Source organism: Streptomyces sp. NPDC003943, assembly GCF_053605265.1.
Window position 1 is genome coordinate 1 of sequence record NZ_JBSGIW010000088.1, and the last position, 22,420, is coordinate 22,420.

Annotated in this window: 21 protein-coding genes and 1 riboswitch; of the genes, 15 read left to right on the forward strand and 6 right to left on the reverse strand. The window is 72.8% G+C overall.

Annotation, left to right across the window (positions count from 1 at the left end; all coding sequences use genetic code 11):
• Positions 1 to 126 precede the first annotated feature (126 nt).
• From ACWEV0_RS28855 to ACWEV0_RS28925, 15 genes are all read left to right on the forward strand, one after another.
• Positions 127 to 498 carry a hypothetical protein gene (locus ACWEV0_RS28855; protein WP_453152557.1) on the forward strand — a complete coding sequence of 124 codons (372 nt, stop codon included), beginning with the start codon at positions 127 to 129 and terminating at the stop codon, positions 496 to 498.
• Complete coding sequence (locus tag ACWEV0_RS28860) at positions 456 to 1,889, forward strand: aspartate aminotransferase family protein (RefSeq protein WP_453152558.1); 1,434 nt, start codon at positions 456 to 458, stop codon at positions 1,887 to 1,889. Before ACWEV0_RS28855 ends, ACWEV0_RS28860 begins: the two co-directional genes overlap by 43 nt.
• Positions 1,883 to 2,956, forward strand: coding sequence for an NAD-dependent epimerase/dehydratase family protein (locus ACWEV0_RS28865; protein WP_453152559.1), 1,074 nt, complete (start codon positions 1,883 to 1,885; stop codon positions 2,954 to 2,956). The genes ACWEV0_RS28860 and ACWEV0_RS28865 overlap by 7 nt, the downstream gene beginning before the upstream one ends.
• A gap of 12 nt (positions 2,957 to 2,968) precedes the next feature.
• The gene (locus tag ACWEV0_RS28870; protein WP_453152561.1) at positions 2,969 to 4,012 is read left to right on the forward strand and encodes a glycosyltransferase family 2 protein; all 1,044 of its coding nucleotides are present in this window, start codon (positions 2,969 to 2,971) and stop codon (positions 4,010 to 4,012) included.
• Positions 4,005 to 5,132 carry an endonuclease/exonuclease/phosphatase family protein gene (locus tag ACWEV0_RS28875; RefSeq protein ID WP_453152562.1) on the forward strand — a complete coding sequence of 376 codons (1,128 nt, stop codon included), beginning with the start codon at positions 4,005 to 4,007 and terminating at the stop codon, positions 5,130 to 5,132. Before ACWEV0_RS28870 ends, ACWEV0_RS28875 begins: the two co-directional genes overlap by 8 nt.
• On the forward strand, positions 5,125 to 6,105 hold the full coding sequence (locus ACWEV0_RS28880) for an endonuclease/exonuclease/phosphatase family protein (protein WP_453152563.1): 981 nt from the start codon (positions 5,125 to 5,127) through the stop codon (positions 6,103 to 6,105). Before ACWEV0_RS28875 ends, ACWEV0_RS28880 begins: the two co-directional genes overlap by 8 nt.
• A gap of 16 nt (positions 6,106 to 6,121) precedes the next feature.
• Entirely contained in the window at positions 6,122 to 7,087 is a 966-nt protein-coding gene (locus tag ACWEV0_RS28885) for an aldo/keto reductase (RefSeq protein WP_453152564.1), read from the forward strand.
• Positions 7,077 to 9,005, forward strand: coding sequence for a hypothetical protein (locus tag ACWEV0_RS28890; protein WP_453152565.1), 1,929 nt, complete (start codon positions 7,077 to 7,079; stop codon positions 9,003 to 9,005). The genes ACWEV0_RS28885 and ACWEV0_RS28890 overlap by 11 nt, the downstream gene beginning before the upstream one ends.
• Before the next feature lie 58 nt (positions 9,006 to 9,063).
• Positions 9,064 to 10,047 carry a LuxR C-terminal-related transcriptional regulator gene (locus ACWEV0_RS28895; protein ID WP_453152582.1) on the forward strand — a complete coding sequence of 328 codons (984 nt, stop codon included), beginning with the start codon at positions 9,064 to 9,066 and terminating at the stop codon, positions 10,045 to 10,047.
• Between the two features lie 96 nt (positions 10,048 to 10,143).
• Positions 10,144 to 10,398 (forward strand): DUF3311 domain-containing protein, encoded by a 255-nt coding sequence (locus ACWEV0_RS28900; protein ID WP_453152566.1) that lies wholly within the window; start codon positions 10,144 to 10,146, stop codon positions 10,396 to 10,398.
• A complete protein-coding gene (gene mctP, locus ACWEV0_RS28905; RefSeq protein ID WP_453152567.1) occupies positions 10,395 to 12,017 on the forward strand; it encodes a monocarboxylate uptake permease MctP in 1,623 nt (540 codons plus the stop codon). Before ACWEV0_RS28900 ends, mctP begins: the two co-directional genes overlap by 4 nt.
• 76 nt (positions 12,018 to 12,093) lie before the next feature.
• Positions 12,094 to 12,603, forward strand: coding sequence for a GNAT family N-acetyltransferase (locus ACWEV0_RS28910; protein ID WP_453152568.1), 510 nt, complete (start codon positions 12,094 to 12,096; stop codon positions 12,601 to 12,603).
• A gap of 47 nt (positions 12,604 to 12,650) precedes the next feature.
• A riboswitch (cobalamin riboswitch) is annotated at positions 12,651 to 12,773 on the forward strand.
• A gap of 127 nt (positions 12,774 to 12,900) precedes the next feature.
• Positions 12,901 to 15,264, forward strand: a complete 2,364-nt coding sequence (locus tag ACWEV0_RS28915; RefSeq protein ID WP_453152569.1) for a ribonucleoside-diphosphate reductase subunit alpha — start codon at positions 12,901 to 12,903, stop codon at positions 15,262 to 15,264.
• Positions 15,255 to 16,280, forward strand: coding sequence for a ribonucleotide-diphosphate reductase subunit beta (locus tag ACWEV0_RS28920; RefSeq protein WP_453152570.1), 1,026 nt, complete (start codon positions 15,255 to 15,257; stop codon positions 16,278 to 16,280). Before ACWEV0_RS28915 ends, ACWEV0_RS28920 begins: the two co-directional genes overlap by 10 nt.
• Before the next feature lie 33 nt (positions 16,281 to 16,313).
• On the forward strand, positions 16,314 to 16,736 hold the full coding sequence (locus tag ACWEV0_RS28925; RefSeq protein WP_453152571.1) for a ribosomal maturation YjgA family protein: 423 nt from the start codon (positions 16,314 to 16,316) through the stop codon (positions 16,734 to 16,736).
• Here ACWEV0_RS28925 and def read toward each other — a convergent pair.
• From def to ACWEV0_RS28955, 6 genes are all read right to left on the reverse strand, one after another.
• Entirely contained in the window at positions 16,712 to 17,362 is a 651-nt protein-coding gene (gene def, locus ACWEV0_RS28930; protein ID WP_453152572.1) for a peptide deformylase, read from the reverse strand. The genes ACWEV0_RS28925 and def overlap by 25 nt on opposite strands.
• 78 nt (positions 17,363 to 17,440) lie before the next feature.
• A complete protein-coding gene (locus tag ACWEV0_RS28935; RefSeq protein ID WP_451606782.1) occupies positions 17,441 to 18,421 on the reverse strand; it encodes a tetratricopeptide repeat protein in 981 nt (326 codons plus the stop codon).
• A gap of 79 nt (positions 18,422 to 18,500) precedes the next feature.
• Positions 18,501 to 19,769 carry an HD-GYP domain-containing protein gene (locus ACWEV0_RS28940; protein ID WP_453152573.1) on the reverse strand — a complete coding sequence of 423 codons (1,269 nt, stop codon included), beginning with the start codon at positions 19,767 to 19,769 and terminating at the stop codon, positions 18,501 to 18,503.
• The gene (locus ACWEV0_RS28945; RefSeq protein ID WP_453152583.1) at positions 19,766 to 21,256 is read right to left on the reverse strand and encodes an HD-GYP domain-containing protein; all 1,491 of its coding nucleotides are present in this window, start codon (positions 21,254 to 21,256) and stop codon (positions 19,766 to 19,768) included. The genes ACWEV0_RS28940 and ACWEV0_RS28945 overlap by 4 nt, the downstream gene beginning before the upstream one ends.
• Positions 21,257 to 21,440: 184 nt before the next feature.
• A complete protein-coding gene (gene rsrA, locus ACWEV0_RS28950) occupies positions 21,441 to 21,758 on the reverse strand; it encodes a mycothiol system anti-sigma-R factor (RefSeq protein WP_453152575.1) in 318 nt (105 codons plus the stop codon).
• Entirely contained in the window at positions 21,755 to 22,411 is a 657-nt protein-coding gene (locus ACWEV0_RS28955) for a sigma-70 family RNA polymerase sigma factor (protein WP_453152584.1), read from the reverse strand. Before ACWEV0_RS28955 ends, rsrA begins: the two co-directional genes overlap by 4 nt.
• Positions 22,412 to 22,420 lie beyond the last annotated feature (9 nt).

Sequence of the window (22,420 nt, forward strand, 5' to 3'; positions counted from 1 at the left end):
ACGCGCGACCGCGCCCTTCTCCACCGACACCGGCCGCTTCCCGACTGAGGCGCTCCAGCCGGCCGAGCTCGGACTGCCCTCGGCGTCCTGCTACGGGCGCTCGCCGCGGCCACCGCCTCCTGGGCGGTGTCGGGCCTGCACCTGTGGGCGCTCGCGGTGATGCTCGGCGCGCCGCCGCTGACCGCGCTGCCGGTCTGCGTGGGCGGCTTCGCCCTGGCCACGGCCGCGGCCAGCCTCGTGGTCGTCCTGCCGGACGGCTGGGGCGCCCGGGAGGCCCTGCTGCTGCTGTCGCTGACCGCCGTCCTGCCCTGGCGGGAGGCGACCGCCGTGGCGGTCGCCAGCCGGGTGGTCTGCACCCTCAGCGAGGTCCTCGTCGGCGGCGCCGCCCTGCTCCTCACCCTGCCCCGCAAACCCCACCGCTCCCCCCACAGCTCCGACCGACCCGAAGGAACCCCATGCCCAGGCAGCTCTACACCGTCGACGACTGCGAGTCGCTGACCACCAAGCAGGTCCACGGCCTCTACAAGGACCACGTCAACAAGGCCCAGGTCTCCCTGATGACCTCCTTCGGCTTCGGCCAGGAGCTCGTCGCGAGCGCCGAGGGCGTCTGGATCACCCAGCGCGACGGCCGGCGGGTGCTCGACTTCACCGGCGGTGTCGGTGTCCTCAACCACGGCCACAACCACCCGCGGATCCTCGCCGCCCGGCAGCGCTTCCAGGAGCGCCGCAGCATGGAGGTCCACAAGACGTACTTCTCGCCGTACGTCGCCGCGCTCGGCCACAACCTCGCCCAGCTCCTCCCGGGCGACCTGAACATGTCGTTCTTCCCGAACTCCGGTGCGGAGGCGGTCGAGGGCGCGGTCAAGCTCGCGTACAAGTACCACGGCGGGCGCCGCTCCCGGGTGCTGCGGGCCGACATCTCCTTCCACGGCAAGCTGCTCGGCTCGGGCAGCCTGACCGGTCAGAACCAGTCGACGTTCCAGTTCCCCGGCATCCCGGGCGTCGGGATCTTCCGGTACGGCGACCTGGAGTCCGTACGGAAGCTGGTGGCGGAACTGCGCACCGCCCGGGGCGAGTCGGACGTCTACGCGATCCTCATCGAGCCGCTGTCCGCGTCCACCATGAACGAGTGCTCGGAGGAGTTCCTGCGCGGGCTGCGGGAGTTGTGCACGGCCGAGGACATCGTGCTGCTCTTCGACGAGATCTACACCGGCTGGGGCAAGACCGGCACGCTCTTCCACTTCATGCGGTACGAGGGCCTGGTCCCGGACATCCTCACCACCTCCAAGTCCTTCGGCGGCGGCAAGTCCTCCATCTCCGCCTTCGTCGCCCGCGAGCCCGTCTTCCGCAAGGCGTACGACAACCTCACCGACGCCCTGCTCCAGTCGACGTCCACCACCTACTACGGCTTCGGCGAGGAGGCGGTCACCGCCATCGAGGCCGTCAACGTGGCGGTCGAGGACGACTATCCGGCCCGCGCCCGGGCCATCGAGCGGATCCTGGGCCCGGGTCTGGAGCGGATCGCCAAGGAGCACCCGGACGTGGTGGCCGAGGTGCGCGGGGCGGGCGCGCTGCACGGCGTCTTCCTGCACAAGGGCCCGAAGGTCCTGGAGCTGGTGACGAAGCTGGTGCCGGGCCCGATGACGAAGGACCCGCGCTTCCGCACCAAGCTGATCACCTCGTCCGTGGTCAACGCGCTCTACCGCGACCACGGCGTCTACACCTACTACACGCTCAACGGCGACAACCCGCTGATGGTCGCGCCCTCGCTGGTCGCCGAGGAGCACGAGGTCGAGTTCTTCCTCGACTGCCTCGACAAGACCCTCGCCCAGGGTCTGCCCCGCCTGCTCACCCGTTTCGTCAAGGAGAAGGTGTCGTCGCTGTGGTAACCCCCGCCGGAACAACACGGGCCGTGGTCACCGGCGGTGCCGGAATGCTCGGTTCGACGCTCGTCCGCCGGCTGCTCGCCGACGGCCACCAGGTGCACTGCGTGGACCTGCGGGCGCCGGGCACCGCCCACGAGAACCTCACCCACACCGTCTCGGACGTCCGGGACGAGGCCACGATGAAGCGGGTCACGGACGGCGCGGACGTGGTGGTGCACTGCGCCGCCGCCCTGCCCAGCTACCCGGCCGACACCATACGTTCGGTGATCGTCGGCGGTACGGAGGCGGTGCTCGGCGCCGCCGCGGCGAACGCCGTCCCGCGGGTCGTGCACATCTCCTCGACCGCCGTCTACGGGCTGCCGAAGGTGGTGCCGACGCCCGAGGAGTACCCGCGCGAGCCCGTCGACACGTACAGCGCCGCCAAGGCGGAGGCCGAGGAGGTCGCCGAGCGCTTCCGCGGCGGCGACATGTGCGTGCCGGTCCTGCGGCCCAAGACCTTCCTCGGACCGGGCCGGATGGGGTTGTTCGCCATGCTCTTCGAGTGGGCCGAGGAGGGCCGGAACTTCCCGGTCCTCGGCCGCGGCGACGTACGGATCCAGATGTTCGACGTGGACGACCTGGTCGACGCCGTCGTCACCGCGATGCACGCGCCCGCCGAACGGGCCGACGACACCTTCAACCTCGGCGCCACCGAGTTCGGCACGCTCCGCGAGGACTTCCAGGCCGTCCTCGACGCGGCCGGCCACGGCAAGCGGGTCCGCTCGCTGCCCGCCCGGCCCGCGCTCGCCGCGCTCAGCCTGCTCCAGCGCTCCGGGCTCTCCCCGGTCTACGGACGACTGCTCCACAAGCTGCTCGACGACAGCTTCGTCTCCACCGACAAGGCCCGTGACGTGCTCGGCTTCCGGCCGAAGCACTCCAACCAGGACGCGATCCTGCGGACGTACGCCTGGTGGCGCGAGCAGCAGGCGCAGGTCCGGCAGTCCGCCCGCCCCGCGAAGAAGAGCGAGGGCGTCACCAGTGTCGAACCGTGGCGGCAGGGAGCCCTCTCGCTCGCCAAGGTCCTCTTCTAGGAGAACCCCCTCATGTCCCTCCCCCTGGTCTCCGTCATCGTCCCCAACTACAACTACGGCCGCTCGATCGGCCTGTGCGTCGAGGCCGCGCTCGCGCAGACGTACCCGAACATCGAGGTCGTCGTGGTCGACGACTGCTCCACCGACGACTCCGCCCGGATCGCGGCCGAGGCCGGCGCCCGGGTGGTGTCCACCGGCGTCAACAGCGGGGTCGCCGTCGCCCGCAACCTCGGTGCCGAGCTCACCTCGGGCGAGATCCTGGTCTTCCTCGACTCCGACGTCGCCATGCACCCGGACGCCGTGGCCAACGCGGTCCGGCTCCTCGGGACCGGGGAGCGGTACGGGGCGATCTGCGGCACCTACGAGCCCGAGCCGCTGATCCGGGACAGCCTGATCGAGGAGTACCGCTCGCTCCAGCAGTACTACCTGCTGCTGAAGTCCGAGGGCGTCATCACCACCGTCCACACCGCGATCCTGGCCATGCCCCGCCGGGTCTTCGAGGAGGTCGGCCCCTTCAACCCGATCCTGCGCCACACCGAGGACCAGGACTACGGACGCCGGATCTCCGAGCGGTACACGGTGCTCAGCTCCCTGGAGGTGCGCGGCCGGCACGACCACGACGACACCCTGAAGATCGTCCTCGACAAGGTCTTCGCCCGCGCCCGGCTCGCCGTGCCGCTCATCCTCGGCCGGCGCCACCTCCAGGGCGGCTTCGTCACCGGCCCGCGCGCCGGCGCCAGCCTCGCCGCGCCGCTCTCGGTGGCCGCGCTGGCCGCGCCGCCGCTGTGGGGCGCGGTGTGGGCGCTGCTGCCACTGACTCTGTTCGTCCTGGGGGTGCTCGGCGACCTGGACATGTACCGGGAGGTGCGGCGGCACCGGGGCCGGCTCTTCCTCGGCTACTTCGTGGCGGTCAACTTCCTGGTGAACCTGACGGTGTTCGCGGCGATCGCGGTCGCCGGGGTGCAGTGGCTGTGCTCGGCGCGCTTCCGGCACCTGTACGACCCGCGGCCGCGCCCGGAGCCGGCGCCTTCCCCGGTGGGTGCGGGCCGTGGCTGACACGCTCGCGCCCGGGGCCGTACGGGAGTCGTCCCCGGCTTCGGTACGGCCCCGGGGGCGCCGCAGGAGCCGGCTCGTGGCGGCCGCGGCCGTGGCCTGGCTGGTGCTGCTGCTCGTCGAGTGGGCGGCCGACGGCCGGATCTGGCTCGGCAACCTGGTCGGCATCGTGCCGCCCGCCGCCTTCGTCCTCGTCCCGCTGCTGCTCGCCGCCCTGGCGCCGCTCGCCCGGGGCGCGGCGCGGTGGCGGACCCTCGGCGCCGCGGGCCTCGCGCTGCTCCTCGGCTTCGGCCAGTCGGGCGTCGACCCGGCGGCGCTCTGGCGGGCGGAGCCGCGGCCGGGTGCGGACGCGGTCCGGGTCCTCGCCTGGAACACCAACTCGTGGAACCAGGTCCTCGGCACCCAGGACCACTTCTACGCCTTCCTGAAGGCGAAGCGCGCGGACGTGTACCTGCTGCACGAGTACCAGCACGTGACCGCCGACCGGAAGGGCCGGCTGCCCGTCGACGATCTGGCGCGGCTGCGCCGGGAGTTCCCCGGCTACGGGATCGCGGTGCGCGGCGAGCTGGTGACGCTGTCCCGCTTCCCGATCGTCGGGCAGCCGGCCGTCGGCCCGGCCCGGGCGGTGCCGGCGGGCGCCGACTGGGCGACGACGTACCGGGAGAGCAAGGTGCTGCGCACGGACGTGCTGGTCAGAGGCCGGGTGGTGTCGTTCTACAACGTGCACATGCCGGTGTGGAACAGCATGCCGGACGGCCTCCTCTCGCCCGCCTTCTACCGGCACATGCGGGAGCGCTTCGCCCCGCGCCGGGCACAGTACGCGGGCCTTGAGGCCGATCTGGCCGCGAACCGCCACCCGGTGGTCGTCGCCGGCGACTTCAACACGACGGCCGCGATGGCGGACCTCGACCCGCTGCGCCAGCGGCTCTCCGACGCGGTGGACGTGAGCACCGACCCGTACCCGACGAGCTGGGAGGAGGGCGGCTGGAAGCCGTTCTGGCGCACCGACTGGGCGTTCACCGGGAACGGGGCACGGGCCGAGCGCTACTCCTTCGGCGCCCCGGAGAAGCTGTCGGACCACGCGACGCAGGACCTGTGGGTCGGGCTGCCGGGGAGTGACTGACACCGTGGTCCTCTTCTGCGCCCTGGTCTGGGCGGTCTTCCTCGCGCTGCACCTGGTGCTCAACGGCCGCTGGTGGCCCTGGCTCGCGGTGTCGCTGCTGCCGCCGGTCGCCCTCGCCGCCGCACCGCTGGCGCTGCTCGCCGCCGCCTCGGTCACCGGCAGGTGGGTCGCGGCGGCGCTCGCGGTCTGCTCGCTGCTGGTCGCCTGGCCGCAGAACGGCATCAACCTGCGAGCCCTCCGGCCGGGCTCCGCCCCGGCGGGGCTGCGGCTCGTCTCCTGGAACACCCAGCACTGGAACCAGGGCGGCGACCCCGACCGGTTCTACGGCTTCCTGCGCGGCCTCGACGCGGACGTGTACGTCCTCCAGGAGTACCTGAACGGCTTCGAGGGCGGCGAGGTCTGGGACATCGACGACGAGGAGCGGCTGCGGGCCGCGTTCCCGGACCACCACCTGGCGGTCGGCAACAACTCGGTGACGCTGTCCCGGTTCCCGCTCGCCGGGCCGCCGGTGCCGGTCGGCGCCTGCTCGCTCCGCGCGGACCTGCGCGTCGGCGCCGGGACCCTGTCCACGTACAACGTGCACATCCCGGTCCAGCTCACCGTCATGAACCCGCTGCGCCCGGCCTTCTTCCGGGACATGCGGCGCCGGGCGGCGGCCCGCGACGCCGAGTACACGGCGCTCGTCGCCGACCTGCGGGGCAACCCGCACCCGGTCCTGGTGACCGGGGACTTCAACACCAGCGCGGCCATCGGGGACATCCGGCGGATGCCCCGCTCGCTGCGCGACGCGATCGGCGCCTGCCGCTCGCTCCTCCCCGGGAGCTGGCACGCCCGCTCCCGGCTGCGGCTGTGGCGGATCGACTGGGCCTTCACGGGCGGCGGTGCCCGGGTCGGCTCGTACCGCTTCCGCGAAGCCGAGGGCCTGTCCGACCACCTGGTCCAGGAACTCACCGTGACGACACCTGTCGTCTGAGAAGGGATTTCGACTGATGGAGTACACGACGCTCGGCGGGCCCGGCGGCCCGCGGGTGAGCACGCTGTGCCTGGGCACGCTGCCCTTCGGCACCCGCGTCGACGAGGAGACCGCCTTCGCCGTCCTCGACCGCTTCCACGAGGCGGGCGGCACGTTCCTCGACACCGCCAACACCTACGCCTTCTGGGAGCCGGGCGCCACCGGCGCCGAGAGCGAGCTGCTCATCGGGCGCTGGCTGCGCAGCCGGGGCGTGCGGGACGAGATGGTCCTCGCCACCAAGGTGGGCGCGCTGCCCGACCCGCCCGGCTCGGCCTGGCCGGAGTGCGCGGAGGGCCTCTCGGCGCCGGTGCTGCGCCGCCAGGTCGAGCAGAGCCTGCGGAACCTGGGCACGGACCGCATCGACCTCTACTACGCGCACATCGACGACCGGGCGACGCCGGTGGCCGAGACGATGGGCGCCTTCGGCGAGCTGGTCGCCGCCGGGAAGATCGGCCGGGCCGGCTGCTCCAACTTCGCCGCCTGGCGGATCGAGGAGTCGCGGGGCGCGGCCCGGGCAGCCGGGGTGCCGGACTACGCGGCGGTGCAGCAGCGCTACACCTATCTGCGGCCGCGCCCGGGTGCCGACTTCGGCGTGAACCCGCACGCCTCCGAGGAGCTGCTCGACTACCTGGGCACCCGGCCCGAGCTGACCTTCACGGCGTACACGACCCAGCTGACGGGCGCCTACACCGACCCGGGCAAGGAGGTGCCCGAGCAGTACCGGCACCTCGGTTCGGAGCGGCGCCTGAAGGTGCTCGGCGAGGTCGCCGCATCGCTTGGCCGGTCCGCGAACCAGGTGGTCCTGGCGTGGGCGCTCGGCGGGGCGCTGCCGGTGCTTCCGGTGATCGGGGCGAGTTCGCCGGCGCAGCTCGACGAGACGCTGGGCGCGGTGGGGCTGCGGCTCGACGAGGAGCTGAGGAAGCGGCTCGACGATGCGGACTGACCGGGGGCGCCTCGGGGCGATCGGCGTGGTGTGGCTGCTGGCGCTGCTGGTCGGCGGGGCGGTCGCGGTGGCGGGCCTCGGCCGGCTCGACCAGTCCTTCACCGCCACCGGCGGGCCCGGCCACCGCGCCAACCAGGAGATCCACGCCAGGTACGGCAACGGGGCGGCCGTCCCGCCGCTGGTGGCCGTGGCGGCGGTACGGGACCGGGCCTCGGCCGACCGCTTCGCCGACACGGTCGCCCGCGCGGCGGGCCCGGACGCCCGCGTCCTGACGCGTACGGAGGGCGGCACCGCGTACGCCCTGGTCCACCCGGGCGCCGGGAAGCCGGACCTGGCGGGCCTGACCGCCGTCGAGGACGCGACGAGGGCGCTGCGGGCCGCCGGGGTGGCGGTGACGGGCGTGCTGCCGCTGACGGCGGACAGCGCGGCGGCCGGCCCCGGCCCGGTGGCCCTCGCCCTGAAGGCGGCCTGCGCCCTCGGCTTCCTGGGACTCCTCGGGTGGGCCTTCCGCTCGCCGCTCGGGGTACTGGCCCCGCTGCTGCTCGCCGCGACGGTCTCGGTGGCCGCGCTCCTGCTGGTCGAGGCGGTGGCCTCGGTCGTTCCGGTCAGCTTCGTCGTGGTCTATCAGATCCCGGTGACGGCCCTGGTGGTCATGGTGCGGCGGTGGGCGCGGCCGCCGGGCACGGTCACGGTCACGGGAGGCGCGGCGGGCGCGGCGGCCTTCACCGCGCTGGCCTGCTTCCCCGCGGTGTTCCTGCGCTCGATCGGCGTCGCGGGGGCGGCGGTGTGCCTGGTGGGCGCGGTGGTGACGCTGACGCTTGATCCGCTGCTGCGGTCGGCGGCGGGAGCGGCGCGGCGCGGCCGGTCCGGTGCCTCGCGCCGGCGCACGGCGGGGCGCGTGGCCGCGCCGGCGGCGGGCGTCACGGCCGGCGAGGCCGCCGGGCCGCCCGGCCCGGGTCGGCCCTTCGCCTCCGGCCGGCTCCCCGGCCCGGTCCGGGCCTGGGCCCGGCCCGTCTCGTTCGTCGCCTTCGTCCTCCTCCTGCTCTGCGCGGGTGCGGCCCCGTTGCTGCGGGTCGGCAACCCCGAGGCCCGTGCCCTCGTGGCCGCCGGTCCCGCGCGGGAGGGACTCGACCGGCTCGGGGCGTCGGGTGTGCTCAACCCGCTGGAGGTCCTGGTGCCTTCGGGCGCGGCCGAGGAGGTGGTGCGCGAGGCGTCCGCGGTCCCGGGGGTGCGGTTCGCGGCGGCGCCGGGCGGGTCCGGGTGGCGCCGGGGCGGTACGGCCCTGGTCGTGGTCGTGCCGGACGAGGAGCCGATGACGCCCGGGGGCGCCCGGGCCGTCGAGGCGGTGCGGGCGGCGCTCGCCGGGACCGGGGCGCTGGTCGGGGGTTCGGGGGTGGTGGACCGGGATCTGGTGGACCGGGACTACGGGTTGCTGCCGTACGCGGTGCCGGTGGTCGCGCTCGTCGCCTTCGGTGTGCTCGTACGCGGGCAGCGGGCCGCGGCGGGCCGGTCGCTCCTCGGTGCGCTGCTGGCGGCGGCCGCGGCGGCCGGCGGGCCGGTGCTGCTGTGGCAGTACGGGCCGGCCGGGACGGGCGCGGTGACGGGCTGGGTGCCGCTGGTGGTGGGGGCGTTCGCGTTCTGCGTGTCCCTGGAGCGCTCGGCGGCGACCGTCGCCGTGCCGTCCTCCACCGGCTCCTCCTCGCCGCCGGCCGGGGTCACCGACGCGGCCGGCCTCCTGGCGGCCGCCGCGGGCGCGCTCGCGGTCCTCGCGGCCGGGATCGGCCCGCAGGTCGAACTGGCGCTGCTGGTCTCGGCGTTCGCCCTGACGGTGCTGCTCGACGCGCTGGGCGGCCGGGTGCTCGCCGTACCGGCCACGCGTCCCCGTCTCACTCCTTGGAGTTCACCCCGATTGGTCTAGACCTAGACGGGTGCACCCCTCTAGCATCGACGACCGCTACAGCGAGGGGGAGAACGACATGCTGGAGGCGCTCGGCATCAAGGAGCCGACGGAGACCGTCTACCGTCTGCTCCTGGAGCGGCCCGAGTACGGGGTGACGGAGATGGCGGCCCATCTGGGCCGCACCGAGACCGAGGTGCGCGAGGCCCTGCTCTGCCTCGCCGACCTCAAACTCGTCCTGATGGACGAGGACTCGGGCGAGGTGGAGCCGTACTCCCCGGACGTCGGCTTCTCCTTCCTGCTCTCGCGCGCCGAGGCCGAACTCAGCAAGCGCAGACGCCAGGTCGAGCAGGCGGGCCGGGCGGTGGCCGGGATCCTCGCCACGTACGCCGACTGCCCGGACCATCCCGCCCGGCACGACGTCGTCCACCGGATCACCGGCCTCGACGCCGTCCGCGAACGCCTGGAGGACCTGGCGGCCGGCGCCCGCACCGAGTGCCTCTCGCTGCTCCCGGGCGGGGCCCAGCTGCCCGACACCATGGACGCCAGTCAGCCGCTGGACCAGCTCGCGCTGGAGCGCGGGGTGCGGATCCGGTCCATCTACCAGGAGAGCTTCCGCAACGACCCGCCGACCGCCGACTACGTGCGCTGGTACTGCGGCCTCGGCGGCGAGGCCCGTACCGTGCCCGTCGTCCCCATGCTCATGGTGATCGTCGACCGCGAGGCCGCGCTCGTCCCCGTCGACCCGTCGGACGCCCGCGCGGGCGCCCTGGAGGTCCGCAGCCCCGGCCTGGTCCACGCGCTCGTCGTCCTCTTCGACCGCCTCTGGGACGCGGGCACCCCCTTCGGCGAGGCCCCGCGCCGCGACGAGCACGATCTCTCCCCGCAGGAGCGCGAGTTGCTGATGCTCCTCGGCATCGGCTGCACCGACGACATCGCCGCGCGCCGGCTCGGGGTCTCGCTGCGCACCGTGCGGCGGATGAGTTCGGAGCTGATGTCCCGGCTCGGCGCGCGCAGCCGTTTCGAGGCGGGGGTGCGGGCGGTGAAGGAGGGCTGGCTGTGAGTCTCATCCGTTATACGGACAGGGGTTCCGCGAATCGAAGCGTTCCCCTAGATTTCCCGGTCATCACGAGGTGATCAGCGAGGGGACGGAATCGCCATGTCAGAAGCCGCACAAGGGAAACAACCGGTCGTCACACCCCTCAGGGTGGTGATCGCCGTCTGCCTCGTCGCGCCGTTCGTCGCGATGCTCTGGGTGAGCTCCTACGCGAAGGTGGACCCCACCTTCATCGGGATCCCGTTCTTCTACTGGTACCAGATGCTCTGGGTGCTCATCTCCACCGCGCTGACCGTGGTGGCCTACAAGCTGTGGCAGCGTGACCAGCGCGCCCGCAAGGGAGGTGACGCGCGATGAAGGACGGCGTGAACGGCGTCGCGCTCGGCGTCTTCGTCTTCTTCTTCCTGGCCGTCACGGTCATGGGCTTCCTGGCCGCCAAGTGGCGCCGGGCCGAGAACGAGCACAGCCTCGACGAATGGGGCCTGGGCGGGCGCTCGTTCGGCACCTGGATCACCTGGTTCCTGCTGGGCGGCGACCTCTACACCGCGTACACCTTCGTCGCCGTCCCGGCAGCGATCTACGCGGCGGGCGCGGCCGGCTTCTTCGCCGTGCCGTACACGATCCTGGTCTACCCGCTGATCTTCACCTTCCTGCCCCGCCTGTGGTCGGTGTCGCACAAGCACGGGTACGTGACGACCTCGGACTTCGTCCGCGGCCGCTTCGGCTCCAAGGGCCTGTCGCTGGCGGTCGCCGTCACCGGCATCCTCGCCACCATGCCGTACATCGCGCTCCAGCTGGTCGGCATCCAGGCCGTCCTGGACGTGATGGGCGTCGGCGGCGGCGAGAACACCAACTGGTTCGTGAAGGACCTGCCGCTGCTCATCGCCTTCGGCGTGCTCGCCGCGTACACCTACTCGTCCGGCCTGCGCGCGCCCGCGCTCATCGCGTTCGTCAAGGACACGCTGATCTACATCGTCATCGCGGTGGCGATCATCTACATCCCGATCAAGCTGGGCGGCTTCGACGAGATCTTCGGCAAGGCGGCCGAGGCGTACAAGACGATCAACCCGGCCACCCACAAGCCCAAGGGCGCCCTGGTGCCCGGCGAGGCCGGCCAGTGGACGTACGCGACGCTCGCGCTCGGCTCGGCGCTCGCGCTCTTCATGTACCCGCACTCGATCACGGCGACGCTCTCCTCCAAGAGCCGCAACGTGATCCGCCGCAACACCACGATCCTGCCGCTGTACTCGCTGATGCTGGGCCTGCTCGCGCTGCTCGGCTTCATGGCCATCGCCGCCGGGGTGAAGGTGACCAACGGTCAGCTCGCCATCCCGCAGCTCTTCGAGAACATGTTCCCGGACTGGTTCGCCGGCATCGCCTTCGCCGCCATCGGCATCGGCGCGCTCGTGCCGGCCGCGATCATGTCGATCGCCGCGGCCAACCTCTTCACCCGCAACATCTACAAGGACTTCATCAAGCCGGACGCCACCGCCGAGCAGGAGACCAAGGTCTCCAAGCTCGTCTCGCTCCTGGTGAAGGTCGGCGCCCTGGTCTTCGTCCTCACCATGGACAAGACCGTCGCCATCAACTTCCAGCTGCTCGGCGGCATCTGGATCCTGCAGACCTTCCCGTCCCTGGTCGGCGGCCTCTTCACGCGCTGGCCGCACCGCTGGGCACTGCTCGCCGGCTGGGCCGTCGGCATGGTCTACGGCACGGCCGCCGCGTACGGGGTCGCCAGCCCCACCCAGAGCCACTTCGGCGGCTCCGCGGCCGAGATCCCGGGCATCGGCGAGATCGGCTACATCGGCCTCACCGCCTTCGTCCTCAACGTCCTCGTCACCGTCGTCCTCACCCTCGTCCTGCGCTCCGTCGGCACCCCCGACGGCGTCGACGAGACCTCGCCGGAGGACTACACGGCCGACGCGGGCGACGCGGGCGTCGTCACCGAACTGCCGAAGGTCGGCACCGGTCACTGACCGGCCACGACACGGCCGCGCCCGCCCCCGGAATCCGGGAGGCGGGCGCGGCCGTGTCGGGTGCAGACTGCCGGGCATGGACTTCACGATCAGGGCGGTACGGCCCGAGGAGTACGAGGAGCTCGGTGACCTCACCGGCCTGACCTATCTGAACGACGGGCTGCTGCTGCACGGCGAGGACGACTTCTACCTGGCCGTACTCCGCGACACGGCCCGCCGGGCGCGCGAGAGCGAGGTGCTCGTCGCCGTCGACGCCGAAGGGCGGGTCATCGGCGGGGTGACCTTCGCCGCGGGCGGCACCGCCTGGGCGGACATCGCGGTCGAGGGCGAGGCGGAGTTCCGGATGCTCGTCGTCGCGCCGGACGCGCGTGGCCGGGGCGTCGGCGAGGCCCTCGTGCGGGCGTGCGTCGACCGGGCGCGGGCCCTGCCCGGCTGCGCGCGGCTCGTGCTCTCCACGGCCGACGTGATGGTCTCCGCGCACCGGATATACGAGCGGCTCGGCTTCGTCCGCACCCCCGAGCGGGACTGGGAGCCGATCCCCGACCACCTCCTGCGCACCTACGCACTGGAGTTGACGGAGCACTGACGACACACAACATGTGGGGGGTGCTCCGAGGGGCGCCCCCCACATGTATGCTCGTCCTCGCTGTCGCCGCAGGGGAATCCGGTGAAAATCCGGAACTGTCCCGCAACGGTGTACTAAGTGCGTTTCCGTACGACGTGAGTCCGAGGACCTGCCGACAGCGCGCCCGGTCCGTCCGTTCCGGGTGTCACTGACGTCCGGGCCTCGCGGAGTGGGCCGGTGGACGCGGCGCCGCCGTGCGTACGGCGCCCGTTGCCGCCTCCCGCCATGGCCCCGTGCCGAGCGAGGGAGAGCCCCCACGTGACCATCGCGCCCGCCGATCCGGCTTCGGCCGAGGCTTCCGCGGTCGAGACCGACGGCCCCGGGACCGCGCTGCTGCGGACCCTGACCGATCTCACCGCCGACCTCCCGGACACCGACCCCGGCCGGGTCGCCGCCGCCGCGCTGCGCGGCCGGCACCCCGGCTCGGACGAGGCGGAGCTGCGCGAGCTGGCCACGGAGGCCGCCGCCGGCCTGATCGCCGAGGACCCGGCGTACTCCCGGCTCGCCGCCCGGCTCCTGACGATCACGATCGCCCAGGAGGCGGCCGGCCAGGGCGCGGTGTCCTTCGCCGCCTCCGTCGCCGTCGGCCACCGCGAGGGCCTGATCGCCGACCGCACGGCCGACTTCGTGGCTCTGCACGCCGAGCGGCTCGACGCGACGATCGACGCCGCCGCCGACGACCGCTTCGGCTACTTCGGCCTGCGCACGCTCTACTCGCGCTACCTCCTGCGCCACCCGATCACCCGCAAGGTCATCGAGACCCCGCAGCACTTCATGCTGCGCGTGGCCGCCGGCCTCGCCGAGGACGACTCGGTCCGCGCGCTCGACGAGGTGACGGCGCTCTACGGCCTGATGAGCCGCCTGGACTACCTGCCGTCCTCCCCCACGCTCTTCAACTCCGGCACCCGCCACCCGCAGATGTCGTCCTGCTACCTGCTCGACTCGCCGCAGGACGAGCTGGACTCCATCTACGACCGCTACCACCAGGTCGCGCGGCTGTCGAAGCACGCGGGCGGCATCGGCCTGTCGTACTCCCGCATCCGCGCCCGCGGTTCGCTCATCCGCGGCACCAACGGGCACTCCAACGGCATCGTGCCGTTCCTGAAGACGCTGGACGCCTCCGTCGCCGCCGTGAACCAGGGCGGCCGCCGCAAGGGCGCCGCCGCCGTCTACCTGGAGACCTGGCACGCGGACATCGAGGAGTTCCTGGAGCTCCGCGACAACACCGGCGAGGACGCCCGCCGTACGCACAACCTCAACCTGGCCCACTGGATCCCGGACGAGTTCATGCGCCGGGTCAACGCGGACGCCGAGTGGTCGCTGTTCTCGCCGGCCGACGTGCCCGAGCTGGTCGACCTGTACGGCGAGGAGTTCGACGCCGCCTACCGCAAGGCCGAGGCGGCGGGCCTGGCCCGCAAGACCATGCCGGCCCGCGACCTGTACGGCCGCATGATGCGCACCCTGGCGCAGACCGGCAACGGCTGGATGACCTTCAAGGACGCCGCCAACCGGACCGCGAACCAGACCGCCGAGCCCGGCACGGTCGTCCACTCCTCCAACCTCTGCACCGAGATCATCGAGGTCACCAACGACGGCGAGACCGCCGTCTGCAACCTCGGCTCGGTCAACCTGGGCTCGTTCGTGTCCGGTTCGGACCTGGACTGGGAGCGGCTCGACGAGACCGTCCGCACCGCCGTCACGTTCCTCGACCGGGTCGTCGACATCAACTTCTACCCGACCGAGCAGGCCGGCCGCTCCAACGCCAAGTGGCGTCCGGTGGGCCTGGGCGCGATGGGCCTCCAGGACGTCTTCTTCAAGCTGCGGCTGCCCTTCGACTCGGCCGAGGCGCGCGCCCTGTCCACCCGGATCGCCGAGCGGATCATGCTCGCCGCGTACGAGGCGTCCGCCGACCTCGCCGAGCGCAACGGCCCGCTGCCGGCCTGGGACAAGACCCGTACGGCCCGCGGTGTGCTGCACCCCGACCACTACGACGTCGAGCTGAACTGGCCGGAGCGCTGGGCCGCGCTGCGCGAGCGGATCGCCGCCGTCGGCATGCGCAACAGCCTGCTGCTCGCCATCGCCCCGACCGCGACGATCGCCTCGATCGCGGGCGTCTACGAGTGCATCGAGCCGCAGGTCTCCAACCTGTTCAAGCGCGAGACGCTGTCCGGCGAGTTCCTCCAGGTCAACTCGTACCTGGTGGCGGAGCTCAAGGAGCTCGGCGTGTGGGACGCGCAGACCCGTGAGGCGCTGCGCGACTCCAACGGCTCGGTCGCCGGCTTCGGCTGGGTGCCGGCCGAGGTCCGCGAGCTGTACCGCACGGCCTGGGAGATCCCGCAGCGCGGCCTGATCGACATGGCCGCCGCCCGCACCCCGTTCCTGGACCAGGCGCAGTCCCTGAACCTGTTCATGGAGACGCCGACCATCGGCAAGCTGTCGTCGATGTACGCGTACGCCTGGAAGCAGGGCCTGAAGACCACGTACTACCTGCGCTCGCGTCCGGCGACCCGGATCGCCCGCGCCGCCCAGGCCACCACGATCCCCGTCCAGCAGGCCACGCCCGACGCGGACGCCGTCGCCTGCTCCCTGGAGAACCCCGAGTCCTGCGAGGCATGCCAGTAATGAGCACCACCCGTTCTCACAACCTGCTCGACCCGGGCTTCGAACTGACCCTGCGTCCGATGCGCTACCCGGACTTCTACGAGCGCTACCGGGACGCCATCAAGAACACCTGGACCGTGGAGGAGGTCGACCTCCACTCGGACGTCGCCGACCTCGCCAAGCTGTCCCCGGGCGAGCAGCACATGATCGGCCGCCTCGTCGCGTTCTTCGCGACCGGCGACTCGATCGTGGCCAACAACCTGGTGCTGACGCTCTACAAGCACATCAACTCCCCGGAGGCGCGCCTCTACCTGAGCCGCCAGCTCTTCGAGGAGGCCGTGCACGTCCAGTTCTACCTGACGCTGCTCGACACCTACCTGCCCGACCCGGACGACCGCGCGGCGGCCTTCGCGGCCGTCGAGAACATCCCCTCCATCCGCGAGAAGGCGCAGTTCTGCTTCAAGTGGATGGACTCGGTCGAGAAGATCGAGAGGCTGGAGACGGCCGCCGACCGGCGCCGCTTCCTGCTCAACCTGATCTGCTTCGCCGCCTGCATCGAGGGCCTGTTCTTCTACGGCGCCTTCGCCTACGTGTACTGGTTCCGCAGCCGCGGTCTGCTGCACGGCCTGGCCACCGGCACCAACTGGGTGTTCCGGGACGAGACGATGCACATGAACTTCGCCTTCGAGGTCGTGGACACCGTCCGCAAGGAGGAGCCGGAGCTCTTCGACGACGAGCTGCAGCAGCAGGTCACCGACATGCTGAAGGAGGCCGTCGAGGCGGAGCTCCAGTTCGGCCAGGACCTGTGCGGTGACGGCCTGCCGGGCATGAACACGGAGTCGATGCGCGAGTACCTCCAGTGCGTCGCCGACCAGCGCCTGACCCGCCTGGGCTTCGCCCCGGTGTTCGGCTCGGAGAACCCGTTCGCGTTCATGGAGCTCCAGGGCGTCCAGGAGCTGACGAACTTCTTCGAGCGCCGGCCGTCCGCCTACCAGGTGGCGGTCGAGGGCTCGGTCGACCTGGACGAGGACTTCTGATCGCCTCGGTTCCGGACGCGTAGGGTGCCCGGCATGGGGATCTTCTTACGCGCGCGGCTCGGCACGCGCCTCCTGGCGTGCTCCGCCGCTCTGCTCACCGTCGCCGCGGGCCTGGGAATCAGGTCCGCGGCGTCGGGCGTCGTCGCGAAGTACGCGGGCGACGCGCTCTACACGCTGCTCGTCCTGGCCCTGGTGGTGCTGGTGGTGCCGCGGGTCCGGCCGGCCGTGGCGGCCTGGGCCGCCCTCGGGTTCAGCTGGGCCGTGGAGCTGTTCCAGCTGACCGGCGTACCGGCGGAGCTGGCCGCGCGCAGCACGCTCGCGCGCCTGGTGCTCGGCACGACGTTCAACGTGCCGGACCTGTTCTGGTACGCGATCGGCGCGGCGGTCGGCTGGGCCGTCCACCGCGCCGTGGGTGCGCGCAGAAGTGAGGGTCAGTCGTTCGGGACGACCGGGTAGCGCGGCGTGCCCTCTTCCATCTGGCGCAGGGCGTCCTTGCGGTCCCGCTTCGACAGCTTGTCGATGTAGAGGAAGCCGTAGAGGTGGTCCGTCTCGTGCTGGAGGCAGCGGGCGAAGTAGCCGGTGCCGCGGACCTTGATCGGGTTGCCCTTCATGTCCTGGCCGGTGACCTCGGCGTAGTCCGGGCGGGCCAGCTCGGCGTACGCGGTCGGGACCGAGAGGCAGCCCTCGTTGGAGTCGTCGAGGTGCCGCTGGTCGGCCGGCAGGTCGACGAGGACCGGGTTGATCACGTGGCCGACGTGGCGCTTGCCCTCGTCGTCCATGCAGTCGTAGACGAAGACCTTCAGGTCGACGCCGATCTGGTTGGCGGCGAGGCCGACGCCCTCGGCGGTGCGCTGGCTGGCGAACATGTCGTCGATGAGCTGCGCCAGCTCGTCGTCGAAGTCGGTGACGTCCTTGCACTCCCGGTGCAGGACGGGGTTGCCCACGACCGTGATGGGGCGCGAGGTGCCGCGCTCGCGGTGGGCGGCCTCGCGGGCCTCGGTGTCCTCGGTGTCGACGATGAAGCCCTCGTCGTCCACGGCGTACACGCCCGTCTGCTCCTGCTCAGTGCCCTGCTGCGACATGTCCGCCGTACGCCTTCTTCCTCGACCCGGTACACCCCGACGGTAGATACGGGGTTGGGTACAGCCTACGGCCAGCGGTCAGCAGACTTCCTCCAGATCACGCCATTCCCGGCTGTCCGGACTGTCCGCCACCCAGCTGTCGAGCAGCCCCCGGACCAGGCCCGCGGGGGCGGCGATGCCGCACTCCCGCTCGGGCACCCACAGCTCGCCGGGCGAGCGGTGGCCGAGCGGACCGGGGTGCCCCGGCTCGCTGTGGTCGTGCGGGTCGAGGTGCTCGCCCTCGCCCTCGGCGCTGGGCATGGTCGACTCGGAGCAGGCGCGGCAGAGCAGCCGTACGGAGGACGACCAGTCCTCGGCGGCGAAGCCCGCGTCGGCGGCGAGCTGCTCCAAGGCGTCCCGGTCGGCCTCGGTGGCGGCCTCCAGGAGGACCACCCAGGTGGGCACCGGCGACGGCGCCCACAGCTCGATCTCGTCGAAGACCGGGTACGAGGGGCCCGCGCTGGTGGTGCGCTCGCCGTTGGGCACGCCGTCGTGCAGCACGACCTCGCCCCAGCGGCGCCCGGACGAGGGCAGCGGGATGGACAGGACCTCGATCCGGGCCGGGTCGAGCCGGCGGCCCCAGACGACCTCGGCCTCGCCCTCCGGGGAGAGCCGCACGGCCGCGCTGCCCAGCTCCATCCCGGCCGGCTCGCCGGTGCCGGCGGCGGCCCCGGGGACCTTCAGGCCGTACGCCTGCCAGGCGCGGCGGGCCAGCGGCCAGTCCTGCAGGGCGGTGGCGGCGATGCCCACGTTCCACCAGTCGGGAGCGCCGGTCTCCTTGTCGAGCAGCGCGACGGCCCGCAGGCCCGCGGCCCGGGCCTGCTCCCAGTCGTGCCGGAACTTGTGCAGCAGGGCCAGGTTGAACCAGGACTCGGAGAGCCAGGGCTCCAGGTCCGCCGCGCGCGTCAGCAGCGCGCCCGCGTCCTCGTACCGGCCGTCGCCGATCAGCGTGAACGCGCGGTCGGTGGCCTGCCGCCACGAGGCGGAGGGCCGATGCCGTACCTTCCCGAAGATCCTCACGATTCCCGCCTGCCGGTCGCTTCACCCTCTTGTTCGCATCCAACCATGCCCGGTCGGACGCGCGCTCATTACCCGTGGGTTACCCCGGTGGAACGGGGGCGATGCCGCCCTTGACGCCTCCTCTCGCGAGGACCCGGGCGAGCGATTCGACGACGTCGGGGTGGTAGTCGCGGGCGGTGCCGAGCCGGAGCCGTTCGAGGGCGCCCAGGCCGCCGCCCGCGCTGCCGGCGGCGAGGTCGTCGTAGGCGTTGACGGCCCGGACGATCCGGGCGGGCAGCGGCTGCTCGCGGTACGGGTCGGCCTGCCGCTCGACGACGACGGCGACGGCCGTCGGGACCCCGGTCTGACGCACCACGGCCGCGCCGAGCAGGGCGATCCGGCGCTGCTCCTCGGCGGGCAGCAGCGCGGTGGCGCCGCCGTCGACGGGATCGACGAGGGAGAGCTGGCCGATGTCGTGCATGAGCGCCGCGTATTCGAGGACGGTCAGCTCGGTCCCGGACAGGCCCAGCTCCCGGCCCACCGCGCGGCTGAGCGCGGCGACCCGGTGGGCGTGGCCGGGCGGGGTGCAGCCGGCGATCTCGGTGGCCCGGGCCAGCGAGGCGATGGTCTCCCGGTTGGTGGTGCGCACGGCCGCGTACCGCCGGAAGGAGACCTGGGTGAGCAGCAGCGGCACCGCGAAGACGGGCAGCGCCCACAGTCCGGCGGCGGCGACGCCGAGGGCCATGACGGCGCCGGTGGCGCCGACGGCGGAGCCGATGCCGAGCAGCGCGCGCAGTTCGTCGCGGAGCAGCGGACCGAAGGGGTGCCCGGTGCGGGCGCGGTGCAGCACGGCGCCGAGGACGGCGTCGCAGAGGGCGGTGAGGAGCAGCAGCACGACCAGGAAGAGGGTGTACGCGGGGCTCTGGCCGAGGTGGGCGGTGACGGCGCCCTGGTTGTAGAGGGGCTGGAAGCAGCTGGCGGCGAAGCCGACGGTGAGGATGCGCCGGGCGAGCTGGTCGAGGTCGGGGCCGTTGCCGCGGGCCACGTGGGGCACGGTGCCGACGAGGCCGGCCGCGACGACGACGGCGACGGTCTGGAGCACGCCGTGGGTGGTGACCTGGCCGCCGTTCTGGCCGAGCAGCGCGTACGCGAGGGCGCCGGCGGAGGCAAGCGGCGCGGGTTCCCGCTCCTCGGGCGCGGCTCCGCGGCGGGTGAGTTCGCCGAGCGCGATGAGGACGCCGAAGGCGACGGCGATGCCGGGGTCGGCGAGGCCGTGCCAGAGGGTGGCGCCGAGGCCGCCGAGGGTGAGCAGCAGGGCGGCCGCGCGGACGGTGCCGACGGTGGCGCGGGCGGCGGCCGGGGGACTCACGCCCGCTCCTGGAGGGGCGCGGTCTCCGGTACGGCCGCGGGCGCGGGTTCCGGTACGGCTTCGGGCCCGGGGGCGGGCGTGGGTGCGGGGGGACGGGGCTGGGGCACGGCGGTCTCGTCGGCGGTGACCTCGGTCTGCCAGCCGTGCCGGGCCAGCGCGCGGGCGAGCGCCTCGACCATGCGCGGGTCGAAGTGGCTGCCGGCGCACCGCTCCAGTTCGGCGAGGGCCGTCCCGACCGGGCGGGCGCGGCTGTAGGAGCGGGTGGAGGTCATGGCGTCGAAGGCGTCGGCGACGGCGACCACCCGCGCGTACTCGGGGATCTGGTGGCCCTTGAGCCCGTACGGGTAGCCGGTGCCGTCCATCCGCTCGTGGTGGTGCAGGATCGCGCTGCGGGCCTCGCCGAGGAAGCCGATGCCGCGGACCATCTCGTGCCCGTACTCGGGGTGCAGCTCGATGACCCGGCGCTCCTCGGGGGTGAGCGGCCCGTCCTTGCGCAGCACCCGGGTCGGCACGCCGAGCTTGCCGACGTCGTGGAGGATACCGGCGAACCTGACCACCTCCAGACGGGGCTCGGCCATGCCGAGTTCACGGGCGATCAGGAGGGAGGCGCGGCCGACGCGTTCGCTGTGGCCGCGGGTGTAGCGGTCCTTGATGTCGACGGCCTGGACGAGCGCCCGGATGGTGGCCTGGTGGCCGGCCCGCTCGCGGTGGTACTGGGCGAAGCCCCAGCAGGAGATGTACATGGGCAGCAGCACGAAGAGCGCGGCGACCGGGCCGTAGCCGCTGCGCCACAGCACGGCCATCATCAGCCCGGCGAGGCCGTGCACGGCGTGCGGGGCGAGGGACCGGCCGAGCAGTCCGCGCCAGGCGGTGCGCGGCGGCAGCTGCTCGGCGGTGGCGCGGATGCCGCCGTCGAGGGCGGTGAGCACCAGGCAGAAGGCGAGCGCCCCGGCCCCGGCCGGCACCAGCACGTACGGGAAGTCGGGGATGACCTGGCCGCGGCCGAGGGCGCCCGGGCATTCGAGGAGCCGGCCGGTGCGGCCCGCGGCCCAGACGGCGAGGGCGAGTTGGGCGGCCCGCCAGGCCCGGCGCAGCCCGGCGGGCGGCTCGTCGACGCGGGCGATGAGGGCGCCCGGCACGGCGGTGAGGGCGGCGGCGGCCGGCGGCAGGAGCAGCGCGGCGGCGAGCAGTACGGGGAAGAAGGAGCCGGCGCCCCTGGGGGCGTCGGCCCGGTGCGCGGCGCCGAAGATCCGGTCGGCGAGCCGGAGGGGGGTCCCCCCGGGCGAGCGGAGCCGGGCCGGGGGGAGCACGGGCAGCTCGCACAGCGCGTAGAGCGCGGCGAGCAGCAGCACGGTCGGCCAGGGCGTGGCCGCGCCGGGGCGCAGGGCGGGCAGGGCGACCGCCGCGGCGGCGAGCACGGCACAGGCGACACAACCGCGCGCCGCTCGCGGAACGCCCCGTCCGCGCGGAATGACCTTCACGCCCATCACGCCCGCCACGCTAGCGAGTTGGGGCGGCGGGCCCCGGCGCGCCGGGCCCGATTCGCACCATCGGGTGATACAAGCCGATGGGCACACGAATGGACACGCGAAAGGCCGGGCGACGTGTGTCGCCCGGCCCTTCCGTGCGTGTGCCGGCGCCGGCGGGCGCCTGGGGTGCGGCCCGCGCCGGCTACTGCTCCTGCGGGGTCGCCTGACCGGCCGGTGCCGTGGGCTCCTGCTCGGGCACCACGTGACCCGAGCGGATCAGCTCGATCCGGCCCATCACCTTGGACCGCAGGTCGACCGGCACGTCGTCACTGCCGCAGCAGCGCTTGACGAGCTTCTTCACGGCCTGCTCCAGGCCGTACTTCTCCAGGCACGGGGAGCACTCCTCGAAGTGCACCTCGAACTTGGTGCATTCACCGTCGGGCATCTCTCGGTCGAGGAACTCGTAGAGATGGTCCAGGACCTCCGAGCAGTCCGTCTCGTGCGGATCTCCGCAGCTCATGAGCCCGAGCCTTTCAGATCGTGCGACGACTCTCCGGCGCCCGCGGGAACCAGCCCGCGCTCACGAGCGTAGTCCTCGAGCATTCCGCGCAGCTGGCGGCGACCCCGGTGCAGTCGGGACATCACCGTACCGATGGGAGTACCCATGATGTCCGCGATCTCCTTGTACGCAAAGCCCTCTACGTCCGCGAGATAGACGGCGATGCGGAACTCCTCGGGGATCGCCTGCAGCGCTTCCTTCACGTCGGAGTCCGGCAGGTGGTCGAGCGCCTGGGACTCGGCGGACCGCAGACCGGTCGACATGTGCGACTCGGCACGGGCGAGCTGCCAGTCCTCGATCTCGTCCGCGGCGGAGCGCTGGGGCTCGCGCTGCTTCTTCCGGTACGAGTTGATGAACGTGTTCGTCAGGATGCGGTACAGCCACGCCTTGAGGTTGGTGCCCTCGCGGAACTGGTGGAAGGATCCGTACGCCTTCGCGTAGGTCTCCTGCACCAGGTCCTCCGCGTCCGCGGGGTTGCGCGTCATGCGCAGCGCGGCCGAGTACATCTGGTCGAGGTAGCCGAGGGCGTCCCGCTCGAAGCGCGCGTTGCGCTCCTCGGTCGTCTCCTCGGGGCCTTCGTCGGTCCCTGTGTCGGTCCCAGTGACCGGACCCACCTCCTCCAG

Bases quoted from the DNA above. Each gene is read 5' to 3' on its own strand.
- ACWEV0_RS28860 (WP_453152558.1), top strand. From the start codon at position 456: ATGCCCAGGCAGCTCTACACCGTCGACGACTGCGAGTCGCTGACCACC.
- ACWEV0_RS28870 (WP_453152561.1), top strand. From the start codon at position 2,969: ATGTCCCTCCCCCTGGTCTCCGTCATCGTCCCCAACTACAACTACGGC.
- ACWEV0_RS28885 (WP_453152564.1), top strand. From the start codon at position 6,122: ATGGAGTACACGACGCTCGGCGGGCCCGGCGGCCCGCGGGTGAGCACG.
- ACWEV0_RS28890 (WP_453152565.1), top strand. From the start codon at position 7,077: ATGCGGACTGACCGGGGGCGCCTCGGGGCGATCGGCGTGGTGTGGCTG.
- ACWEV0_RS28895 (WP_453152582.1), top strand. From the start codon at position 9,064: ATGCTGGAGGCGCTCGGCATCAAGGAGCCGACGGAGACCGTCTACCGT.
- ACWEV0_RS28900 (WP_453152566.1), top strand. From the start codon at position 10,144: ATGTCAGAAGCCGCACAAGGGAAACAACCGGTCGTCACACCCCTCAGG.
- mctP (WP_453152567.1), top strand. From the start codon at position 10,395: ATGAAGGACGGCGTGAACGGCGTCGCGCTCGGCGTCTTCGTCTTCTTC.
- ACWEV0_RS28910 (WP_453152568.1), top strand. From the start codon at position 12,094: ATGGACTTCACGATCAGGGCGGTACGGCCCGAGGAGTACGAGGAGCTC.
- ACWEV0_RS28920 (WP_453152570.1), top strand. From the start codon at position 15,255: ATGCCAGTAATGAGCACCACCCGTTCTCACAACCTGCTCGACCCGGGC.
- ACWEV0_RS28925 (WP_453152571.1), top strand. From the start codon at position 16,314: ATGGGGATCTTCTTACGCGCGCGGCTCGGCACGCGCCTCCTGGCGTGC.
- def (WP_453152572.1), bottom strand. From the start codon at position 17,362: ATGTCGCAGCAGGGCACTGAGCAGGAGCAGACGGGCGTGTACGCCGTG.
- ACWEV0_RS28945 (WP_453152583.1), bottom strand. From the start codon at position 21,256: ATGGGCGTGAAGGTCATTCCGCGCGGACGGGGCGTTCCGCGAGCGGCG.
- rsrA (WP_453152575.1), bottom strand. From the start codon at position 21,758: ATGAGCTGCGGAGATCCGCACGAGACGGACTGCTCGGAGGTCCTGGAC.